Source organism: Bradyrhizobium hipponense (assembly GCF_008123965.1).
Lineage (GTDB): Bacteria > Pseudomonadota > Alphaproteobacteria > Rhizobiales > Xanthobacteraceae > Bradyrhizobium > Bradyrhizobium hipponense.
This window is the reverse complement of sequence record NZ_VSTH01000047.1, coordinates 1-10,275: the sequence shown is the minus strand read 5'-3', so window position 1 is coordinate 10,275 and position 10,275 is coordinate 1. Positions and strand designations below refer to the sequence as shown.

At 62.9% G+C, this 10,275-nt stretch carries 10 protein-coding genes; 5 read left to right on the top strand and 5 right to left on the bottom strand.

Annotated features, from left to right (window positions below):
* Positions 1–46: 46 nt before the first annotated feature.
* From FXV83_RS14070 to FXV83_RS14045, 5 genes are all read right to left on the bottom strand, one after another.
* The gene (locus FXV83_RS14070) at positions 47–919 is read right to left on the bottom strand and encodes an ABC transporter ATP-binding protein (RefSeq protein ID WP_148739848.1); all 873 of its coding nucleotides are present in this window, start codon (positions 917–919) and stop codon (positions 47–49) included.
* Positions 916–1,785: an ABC transporter permease gene (locus tag FXV83_RS14065; RefSeq protein ID WP_187435902.1), complete on the bottom strand. Its 870-nt coding sequence runs from the start codon at positions 1,783–1,785 to the stop codon at positions 916–918. The genes FXV83_RS14070 and FXV83_RS14065 overlap by 4 nt, the downstream gene beginning before the upstream one ends.
* A 35-nt stretch (positions 1,786–1,820) precedes the next feature.
* Positions 1,821–3,242: an ABC transporter substrate-binding protein gene (locus FXV83_RS14060; RefSeq protein ID WP_187435886.1), complete on the bottom strand. Its 1,422-nt coding sequence runs from the start codon at positions 3,240–3,242 to the stop codon at positions 1,821–1,823.
* A 194-nt stretch (positions 3,243–3,436) separates the two neighbouring features.
* Positions 3,437–4,210, bottom strand: coding sequence for a Crp/Fnr family transcriptional regulator (locus tag FXV83_RS14055; protein ID WP_148739843.1), 774 nt, complete (start codon positions 4,208–4,210; stop codon positions 3,437–3,439).
* 207 nt (positions 4,211–4,417) lie between these two features.
* Positions 4,418–4,723 (bottom strand): gamma-butyrobetaine hydroxylase-like domain-containing protein, encoded by a 306-nt coding sequence (locus FXV83_RS14045; RefSeq protein ID WP_148739839.1) that lies wholly within the window; start codon positions 4,721–4,723, stop codon positions 4,418–4,420.
* 211 nt (positions 4,724–4,934) lie between these two features.
* On the opposite strand from FXV83_RS14045, the gene FXV83_RS14040 reads away from it, so the two are divergent.
* From FXV83_RS14040 to FXV83_RS14020, 5 genes are all read left to right on the top strand, one after another.
* Positions 4,935–5,708 (top strand): ferredoxin--NADP reductase, encoded by a 774-nt coding sequence (locus FXV83_RS14040; RefSeq protein WP_148739837.1) that lies wholly within the window; start codon positions 4,935–4,937, stop codon positions 5,706–5,708.
* 103 nt (positions 5,709–5,811) lie between these two features.
* Positions 5,812–7,554: a fumarate reductase/succinate dehydrogenase flavoprotein subunit gene (locus FXV83_RS14035; protein ID WP_148739835.1), complete on the top strand. Its 1,743-nt coding sequence runs from the start codon at positions 5,812–5,814 to the stop codon at positions 7,552–7,554.
* A gap of 34 nt (positions 7,555–7,588) precedes the next feature.
* A complete protein-coding gene (locus FXV83_RS14030) occupies positions 7,589–7,822 on the top strand; it encodes a 4Fe-4S dicluster domain-containing protein (protein WP_008141081.1) in 234 nt (77 codons plus the stop codon).
* A gap of 2 nt (positions 7,823–7,824) precedes the next feature.
* Positions 7,825–8,802, top strand: coding sequence for a HEAT repeat domain-containing protein (locus tag FXV83_RS14025; protein ID WP_148739833.1), 978 nt, complete (start codon positions 7,825–7,827; stop codon positions 8,800–8,802).
* A 112-nt stretch (positions 8,803–8,914) separates the two neighbouring features.
* Positions 8,915–10,087 carry a fumarylacetoacetate hydrolase family protein gene (locus FXV83_RS14020; protein WP_148739831.1) on the top strand — a complete coding sequence of 391 codons (1,173 nt, stop codon included), beginning with the start codon at positions 8,915–8,917 and terminating at the stop codon, positions 10,085–10,087.
* Positions 10,088–10,275: the final 188 nt, after the last annotated feature.

Below are 10,275 nucleotides of genomic sequence, written 5' to 3'. Positions count from 1 at the left end.
CAAGGGGAGAAGGGAAGACAGCAAGTTGCGCCGACGATCGCTACGTCTAAATCACATCCGCCAGCGAGTGACCGTGCAGCTCGATGTTCAGCCCCTGCATGCCGAGATCGGTGATCTCGCCGCCCATCGCCTTGATGCTTTCCTCGCGGATCAGCGACATCAATCCACGGCGCAGCGCCAGGAACTCAGAGGACATCATCATCGACTGCTGGCGCGGGCGCTCCAGCGGAATCGGAATTTCGGCCTTGATCGAGCCGGGACGCGCGGTCATGCAGTAGACGCGGTCGGACAGGAAGATCGCCTCGTCGATGTCGTGGGTGACGAACAGCACCGAGATCTTCAGGCGCTGCCACATGTTGGTGAGGATCTGCTGCATGATGACGCGGGTCTGTGCGTCGAGCGCGCCGAAGGGCTCGTCTAACAGCAGCACCTTCGGCCCCGTCGCGAGCGCGCGCACGATGCCGACGCGCTGCTTCATGCCGCCGGAGAGCTTTTCCGGATAGTGCTTCTCGAAGGCGTCCAGGCCGGCAAGCCCGAGCAGGGTGCGGGCCGCGCGCTCGCGCTGCGAACGCGCCATGCCGCGCATCTTCAGGCCGAACTCGACATTCTCCCGCACCGTCTTCCAGGGAAACAGCGAATATTGCTGGAACACCATGCCGCGTTCGGCGCTGGGACCGTTGACCCTTTCGCCGTCGACGGTGACGATGCCCGTGGTCGGCTTGAGGAAACCGGCGACGGCATTGAGCAGCGTTGACTTTCCGCAGCCTGAGGGGCCGACGATCGAGACGAACTCGCCCGGGTTGACATGAATCTGCGTGTCGGTGACCGCCTCAACCGGTCCCTCGATACTGTCGTAGCCGAGCGAGAAATTCTTGACCTCGATATGGCCCTGCGGTGCTTTGGTCAGGATCTCGCTCATTTCAGCCTCCACGGCATCACCAACTGCCCCGCGCCCCTGATGAGCATGCTCGATCCGAGGCCGAGCACGCCGATCGCGATCATGCCGAGCGCGATGTCGGCATACTGGACCAGCGAATAGGCCTCCCAGGTGAAATAGCCGATGCCGTACTGGCCCGAGATCATCTCGGCGGCGATCAGCGACACCCAGGCGACGCCCATGCCGACGGTGAGGCCGGTGAAGATGTGCGGCAACGAGGCCGGGAAATACACCTCACGAAAGATCGAGCGTTCGCGCGCGCCGAGACATTGCGCCGCGCGCACCAGCACGGGATCGACCAGCGACATGCCGTGCAGCGTGTTGACCAGGATCGGGAAGAACGAGCCGAGAAAGGTGATGTAGACGATGCTCTGCTCGTTGGTCGGCCACAGCATGATTGCCATCGGCACCCAGGCGATCGCCGGGATCGGCCGCAGCACCTCCGCCACCGGGAAGACGATCTCGTGCACCAGTTTGAAGCGGCCCATGATCAGGCCGAGCGGCACGCCGACGATGGCCGCGAGCGAGAAGCCGATGAAGATGCGCCGGCAGCTCAGCACGATGTGCATCAGGAATTTCGGATCGTGGATCGCCTTGGTGAAGCTCGCATAGACCGCGAGCGGCGAGGGCACGTTGGTGAAGCGCACGAAGAAGACGACGCGATAGGTCGTGAGCAGGTGCCAGACCAGCAGGAAGGCGAGCAGCGAGATGATGCCGATCGCGATCGCGCGCAGTCCCGCCCGATTGAGTCGGTACCAGCGCAGCGCGAGCGTGCCGAAGGAGGGCGCCGCCGCGGGAGCCGCGGCGGGCGCGGGGCCCGCCTCGTCGATTGCAGTTGTTGCCGGCATGCGGTCCTCGGACTGTCTGAGGATGGCGGGACTACTCACGTCTTGCCTCCGCTGACTGCCGCCTTCACTGCATCGTCGAAGCCGAGCACCTTGCCGCTGATCTTGGCCGCATAGGCTTCGGCATCCTTCTTCAGCAGGAAGGGCGCGACATCGCCATCGCCGACCGCGAAGAAGGCCTGGTCGGCGAACAATTTAATGCCGCGGGTGGTGTCGAAGACGTAGGCGACGTTGATCTTCTTGCCCTTGGCCTTGAAGTCGGCATAGGCGCCGAGCGTGCAGGCCGCCGACGCAAAGGGCATGATTCCGGCATCGTCGACCCAGACCTCGCCGGCCTTGCGCGGATCGACGAGCGGCTTCTTGCAGAAACTATCTTCGCCGGAGATTTCGTAGTTCTTCGTGCTGCCGAGCTGCGCATCATAGTCGAGCTTCATCTCGCCATAGGCCTTGCGGACGTAGCTGTCGTCGACCCATTTTTTTGGATCGAACTCCTTCATGCGGCCGAGGTTCTGCAGCACCTTGACGTCGGCGATTGCAGCATCGATCAGCGCCGGCTTGATCGAGGGATCGGTGGTCATGTTGCCGCTGGGGCCGAGGAAGATGTAGACCACTTCCTTGTTGATGCCGGTCCATTCCTGGATCTTCTCGGCAGCAAGCTTGGGATCGTCGCGCAGCCACTGATTGGCGGCGATCAGCGCCTTGAAGTAGGCGACGACCACCTCGGGGTATTTTTCCGCGAAGTCGGTGCGGACCACGATGCCGTGGAAGGTCGGCAGATTGGTCTCGACGCCGTCGAAGATCTTTCGTGCAAAGCCGCGGAACGGCAGCAGCTCGGCGAAGGGGACGAAGTCGGCATGCGCGTCGATCTTCTTTTCCTGCAGATTGGTCGAGCCGACCTCCGGGCTCTGGCTGACGAGCTGGAAGAAGTCGGACGCGTATCCGCGATCCTGCATCGCCTTCAGCACCATGCCGTGCGCGGCGGAGCCGAAGGGTACGCTGACGAGCTTGCCCTTGAGGTCGGCGAGATCGTAGTAGGGCGACTCCTTGTGAACGACGATGCCGTTGCCGGAGCCCGACATGCTATAAGCGGCAATACCGATCAGGCGGCTCTTGCTCTCGGGATTGCTGTCGAAAGTGAAGCCGTTCACGATCAACGGATAGTCGCCCATCATGCCGATCTGCAGCTTGTTCGCCATCATCGCGTTGGTGACGGGCGGACCGGAGGTGAAATTCTGCCACTCCAGCTCGAACTTGATATTGGCGTATTTGCCGTCCTTCGGCAGGTATTTTTCGAGCAGATGTAGCTGCCGGATGACGACGCCGGCGGTCACCGTGTTGGTCGTGGTATCCTGCGTTCCGATGCCGAGCGTCACCGTTTCCGCCGAGGCCGGCTGCGCGAGGAGTAGCGCCAGCGACGTCACCGACATCGTGATCGAGAGCGTGGGAAGATGGCGAACCATTCTCATCCTCATTCGGTTGGATGTGCTGTGGTTGCCATGATTGGGTGATGGCGCGGACAGGGCAAATCCGGAATGACCACCGCAGTCGATTAGTTGCCGGGAAAAGCTGATTGCATACTCCTTGGGCAGTCCTGCACTATAAAGCCGCTTGCCTGGGCACCGACCCCGGTTGCAGGCCTTCTAGTCCAGGCCTTCTAGTCAGAGGCTTGGCCGCGCATCTCCTCCAGCACGTCCGGCCGGCAGACCACGATCTGGGAGCGCTTGGTCAGCACGATTCCCTTATCCTGCATCCGCTTCAGGCTGATCGTGACCCATTGCCTGGTGGCGCCGACCATGTGGGCGATGTCGGCGTGGGTGAAGGCTGCCGCAATCACCCGGCCGTCGGCATCCTCAACCCCGTAGAGCTCGACCAGATGCAGCAGCAGATGCGCCAGCCGCTGTGTGATCGAGCGCGTTCCCAGCATCTGGGCGAGGGCCGAATAGCACTTGCCCTTGAAGGTCAGGCCCTCGATCAGGCCAATCGCGAGGTTTGGAATCTCAATCGCGAGCGTGCGCAGTTCTTTTCCGGGCAGGTGCACGACGCTGCAATTGCTGGATGCAACGCCGGACCATTGATGCACCGTGCCTTCGAACACTTCGGGCCCGCCGACGAAATTGCCGACATGCCAGTAGGCCAACGTAATCTCGCGACCAAGCGGGGAGGTGTAGAACACGCGGATGCGGCCGCTCTCGATCAGCCAGATGCCGTCATGCTTGCCGCCCTGGCTGAACAGCGTCTGGCCACGGTTGAGCACTTTGCGGCGGCCCTGCTTCAGCACCAGTTCCCGTTCGCGCGGCGTCAGCTTGTCCATCAGCGGCGGCGGGCCGCCGATCCATCGCTGGTTTTCAGTGAGTAGCAGCGAGGAGCTACCGGCAGGCCGGACCGTTGCGGGAACCGTCCCGCGAACCACATTGGCCGCCTGCAACATCGTCTGCCTCCGGAACGTTCAAATCGTTCTAAAGCGGAGCAATGTCCGTGCCAGATGGGGCGGAGGGAGGGGACGGGTACCCAGTCGTCATGCCCGGGCTTGTCCTGGGCATCCACGCCTTTCCTCATTCTCGGTGCGACGTGGATGGCCGGGACAAGCCCGGCCATGACGGTGATGGCGAAGCCAAACGTTCAGGATGTAGACGCATCAGCGCCCCGCCAAACTCAGCAGATACGTCTTCGGGTAAATCCCCCGGTTATGCCCGTCCGAAAACGAGATGTTCAGCCCGTAGCCGAGATCGCCGATCTCGGTGATGGCGATGCCCGGAAACGCTTCAGGGAAACGGCCGTCGAAGCGGGCGCGGGTGCAGTGGGCGCATTTGCAGGAGAGGCGAAGCTGCTCGGCCGGCAGGCTCAGTTGATCATCCTGCGTGGTGCGGACGCGGAGCGTGGCAAGATCGGCGCTCGCCTCGTAGTCGGCCACGGTCGGTGCCACCAGCGCGGTCATTGTCATGACGAACCTCTTAACTCTTCTCTACGTTGTCGCGGGCCGGCGCGAATAGCAACTAATTGCCAGAGCGCGTGCGAAGGCCGAGCGCGGCTGCCTCCTCTTCAGTCATCGCCCGCAAAATGTGAAACTAATCGACCGGCAGTTTCAGTTCGGCGTTGCCCGAGTCCTCCGTCTTCGAAACCTTGCGCCCATCGCAGGTAAGGAGAGACGACGGATGAGCGCATTTCAGAAGGAAACGGTTCTGTCGGTCAGGCACTGGACCCACTCGCTGTTCAGCTTCACCGCGACGCGCGATCCCGGCTTCCGCTTCCAGAACGGCCAGTTCGCGATGATCGGGCTGGAGGTCGAGGGCAAGCCGTTGATGCGGGCCTACAGCATGGCGAGCGCCAACCATGAGGACGAGCTCGAGTTCTTCTCGATCAAGGTTGAGGACGGCCCGCTGACCTCGCGCCTCCAGAAGATCAGCGAAGGCGACATTATCCTGGTCGGCCGCAAGGCGACGGGCACGCTGATCACCGGCAATCTCATTCCCGGCAAGCGCCTCTTGCTGCTCTCGACCGGCACAGGGCTCGCGCCGTTCGCCAGCCTGATCAAGGACCCCGACGTCTACGAGAATTACGAGACCATCGTGCTCGCCCATGGCTGCCGCCAGGTCTCCGAGCTCGCCTATGGCGAGCACCTCGTCGACGGCCTGCGCAATCACGAATTCTTCGGGCCGCTGATCCGCGACAAATTGGTCTACTACCCCACCGTCACCCGCGAGCCGTTCAGGAACCGCGGCCGCATCACCGACCTGATCGCTTCTAACCAGATGTTCGACGATATCGGGCAGTCCGGTCTCGATATCGCGACGGATCGCATCATGCTGTGCGGTAGCCCCGGAATGCTGGAGGAGCTGCACGCCATGTTCTCCGCGCGCGGCTTTGCGGAGGGCAACCACAGCCAGCCCGGCCATTTCGTCGTTGAGAAGGCTTTCGTCGAGCGATGAGAACAAATCGCATCCCGGCGACAACTAATTGCTATCGCCGAAAAGCCCTCTGAACAAATCTGATGCAAAGGCGCCGGACCTGCCGGCGAACCAGGAGCAAGCGATGGCACTAGATCAGATCGTCGACGGACTTTCGGAGGTTTCCTGCGACGTGCTGGTGATCGGCGGCGGCACGGCCGGCCCGATGGCGGCACTCAAGGCAAAGCTGAAGAACCCGAAGGCCAATGTCGTCCTGCTCGAAAAGGCCAACGTCAAGCGCTCCGGCGCGATCTCGATGGGCATGGATGGCTTGAACAACGCCGTCATCCCCGGCTATGCGACGCCGGAGCAGTACACAAAGGAAATCACCATCGCCAACGACGGCATCGTCGACCAGAAGGCGGTCTATAAATATGCGCAGAACTGCTTTGGCATCATCGAAGAGCTCGACAGCTTCGGCATCCGTTTCCTGAAGAACGAGAACGGCGACTATGCCGTCAAGAAGGTGCACCACATCGGCACTTATGTGCTGCCGATGCCGAATGGCGAGACCGTGAAGAAGGCGCTGTACCGCCAGCTCCGCCGCGCCCGCATCCTGATCTCCAACCGCTACATGGCGACGCGCCTGCTCAAATCCGCCGATGGCCGCATCGCAGGCGCGATCAGCGTCAACACCCGCACCGCCGAGATTCTGGTGATCAAGGCCAAGGCGGTGATCCTGTGCATGGGCGCAGCGGGCCGCCTGGGCTTGCCGACCTCCGGCTACATGTTCGGCACCTACGAGAATGCCGCCAATTCCGGCGATGGCTATGCCATGGCCTATCACGCCGGTGCCGCGCTCGCGAACCTCGAGTGCTACCAGATCAACCCGCTGATCAAGGACTATAACGGCCCGGCCTGCGCCTACGTCGCCGGTCCCTTCGGCGCCTTCACCGCCAACAACGAGGGCTCGCGCTTCATCGAATGCGACTATTGGTCGGGACAGATGATGCTGGAATTCTACAATGAGCTCTTGTCCGGCAAGGGCCCGGTGTTCCTCCAGCTCAAGCATCTTCATCCCGACACCATTTCCGAGATCGAATCCACGCTGCACAAGGTGGAGCGGCCGACGCGCGGTCTGTTCCAGCAGGGGCGCGGGGTCGACTACCGCAGCGAGTCGATCGAGATGCATATCTCGGAGATCGGCTTCTGCTCCGGCCACAGCGCCTCCGGCGTATTCGTCGACGACAATGCGCGCACTACCGTGCCCGGCCTCTATGCGGCTGGCGATATGGCGAGCGTGCCGCACAATTACATGCTGGGTGCCTTCACCAACGGCTCGGTTGCCGGCATCGACGCGATGGATTTCGCCGACAATCACGATTTCGCGGAGTTCGACGCCGCCGACATCGCCAGGGAGCGCGACCGGGTGCTGGCGCCGACCAAGCGCGAGGACGGCATTCCGCCGAACCAGATCGAATACAAGACGCGGCGCCTTGTGAACGACTATCTCCAGCCGCCGAAGGTGACGCGCAAATACGAGCTCGGCATGCGCCGTCTTGCCGAGGCTCGCGAGGACATGCAGGAGCAGATGATCGCGCGCAACGCGCACGAATTGCTCCGTGCGCTCGAAGTGCAGTCGATCATGGATTGCGCCGACATGGCCGTGCATGCCTCGCTGTACCGCGAGGAAAGCCGCTGGGGCCTCTATCACTGGCGCACCGATTTTCCGGAGAAGGACAACGAGAACTGGTTCTGCCACACCTTGCTGTCCAAGCGAGACGGCAGGATGACCAGCGAAAAGCGTGCGGTCGAGCCCTATGTCGTGCCGATCGCGGACGACGAGAAGGACCTCTACGACAAGCAGCGCATCCGCGCCACCGCCTGATCCATCGCGAACTGCAAGCAACAGGAGAAATACGATGCCTCTCGCTTCCTATCAGACATCGGTTCCGGTGGTCGTCGACGACGCCAAATGCATCGCAGACAAGGGCTGCACTGTGTGCGTCGACGTTTGTCCGCTCGACGTTCTGCGCATCAGCGATATGACCGGCAAGGCCTACATGGCCTATGACGAATGCTGGTACTGCATGCCCTGCGAGGCCGACTGCCCGACCGGCGCCGTCACCGTCAATATTCCTTATCTCCTGAGGTAGTCATGTCGAGCCCGTTCGAATCCTACGACGACCTCGAAGATGCCGACGAGCGGCTCCAGGCTGCCGATCCGGGGGAGCGCCGCGTCGCCATCATCGCGCTCGGACATTCCGGCGATCCGGCAGCTGTCGGCCATCTCGCCAAGATGGTGGTCGATCCCGATGCCGGCGTGCGCCAGCAGGTGGCAATGGCGCTCGGCGAGTTCGACGGGCCGGAGGCGGCGAGTGCGCTGGTGAAACTGCTGGTCGACCCCGAGAGGATCGTGGCGTCCGCCGCTTCCGACAGCATGGCGGAATTCAAGGATCCGGCCTGCGCCGACATCATCCTGCCGCTGGTCAAGCACGCCCACGCCTTTGTTCGCATGGGCGCGCTGCGCGCGCTGAAGGAGCTGCGCTGCAAGGACACGCTGAAGCCCGCGCTGGAAGCGCTGCAGGATTCCGATGCCGCCGTGCGCGTGCAGGCGATCGGCGTGATCGGCTTCCTCAAGCTGGAAGAATCGATTCCGGCGCTGACCGCGCTGATCAACGATCCCGACGCCCATGTGCGCCGCGCCGCCGTCAGCGCACTGGCGTTCTCGCAGATGAAGCCTGCGGCGGAAACGATCACGCGCGCATTGAAGGACACCGACTGGATGGTCCGCGAGATGGCAGCGGAGACGTTGGGCCTCAACGTCAACGGCTCGCTCGCGGCCGACCAGCTCGTCGGCTGTCTTGCCGATGAGTTCTGGCAGGTGCGGCTGAAGGTGATCCGCAGTCTTGGGCGCATGAAGATCGAGCGCGCAGTGCGGCCGATCGGCAATTGCGTCAACCACGACCAGGCCAATTTGCGGAAAGAGGCGGCTGCCGCGCTCGGCGAGATCGCCCATCCCGACGGCGAGGCGTTCCTGGCCGTCATCGCCGACGATCCGGATCCGGATGTGCGCAAGAACGCGCGCTGGGCACTTCAGCAAATCGCGGCCCGAAAGGCGCGGGCAGGGGCGTAGCCGCGAGACAAGCTGCCGCTCTGGACTTCCGGAGCCAGACGTTTATTGGTCTTCGCCAATGTGATCGGCCGCTGCGTACGCGGCTGATCCGAGAAATTGCGAGGACGGCGCCATGACGACATTGACTGTGAAGGATCTTCTCCCCGAGGACGGAACGCGGGGAACGCTGGCCGGCCGCGTCTGGCTGCCGCAGGCGAACGGTCCGTCTGTGGTCGCCGTACGGGCCGACGGCGTGTTCGACGTCACCGCAAAATTCCCGACCATCAGCGCGCTCTGTGAAGAGGATCATCCGGCCAAGGCGCTTGCCGCGATCAAGGGCGAGCGTATCGGCGATCTCGAAGCCATCGTGGCCAACACGTCGCCCGACCAGCGCGACCCGAAAAAGCCGTGGCTGCTCGCGCCCGTCGATCTGCAGACGCTGAAGGCGGCCGGCGTCACATTCGCCATCTCGATGCTGGAGCGCGTGATCGAGGAGCGGGCCAAGGGCAATCCGGCCTCGGCCGAAGCGATCCGAAAAGAGGTGACGCGGCTGATCGGCGACGATCTCTCCAAGCTCAAGCCGGGCTCGGACCAGGCGATGCACTTGAAGCAAGTGCTGATCGACCAGAACGCCTGGAGCCAGTATCTCGAGGTCGGCATCGGTCCCGATGCCGAGGTCTTCACCAAGGCGCCGACGCTGTCTTCGGTCGGCACCGGCATGGATGCGGGGCTGCATCCGAAATCGACCTGGAACAACCCGGAGCCGGAACTGGTGCTGTTCGTCTCGAGCTGCGGCCAGATCGTCGGCGGCGCGCTTGGCAACGACGTCAATCTGCGCGACTTCGAGGGTCGTTCGGCGCTGCTGCTGTCGAAGGCCAAGGACAACAACGCTTCCTGCGCGATCGGCCCGCTGCTGCGCCTGTTCGACGACACCTTCTCGCTCGACGACGCTCGCAAGCTCGACATCAGCCTCAACGTGAAGGGCGCGGACGGTTTTGTCCTCGACGGCCATTCCTCGATCAGCAAGATCAGCCGCGATCCCACCGATTTGGTCGCGCAGACCATCGGGCCCGTGCATCAATATCCCGATGGCTTCGTGCTGTTCCTCGGGACCATGTTCGCGCCGGTCAAGGATCGCGATGCGCCGGGGCAGGGGTTCACCCACAAGCGCGATGACATCGTCACGATCGCTGCGCCCCAGCTCGGCAAGCTCGTCAACCGCATGCGTAGCAGCGACGAGTGCGAGCCCTGGACCTTCGGCATCGGCGCACTGATGAAGAATTTGGCGCAGCGGAAGCTGATCTAGGCGTGTCTTGCTTCGCCTCTCCCGCTTGCGGGGAGAGGCCGGATCGCATCAAAAGATGCGATCCCGGTAAGGGGACTCTCCGCGAATCCATTGGGTCTGCATACGCAGAGCTCTACCCACGTCCGTCATTGCGAGCGCAGCGAAGCAATCCAGGGTCCCTCCGCAGACAGATTCTGGATTGCTTCGCT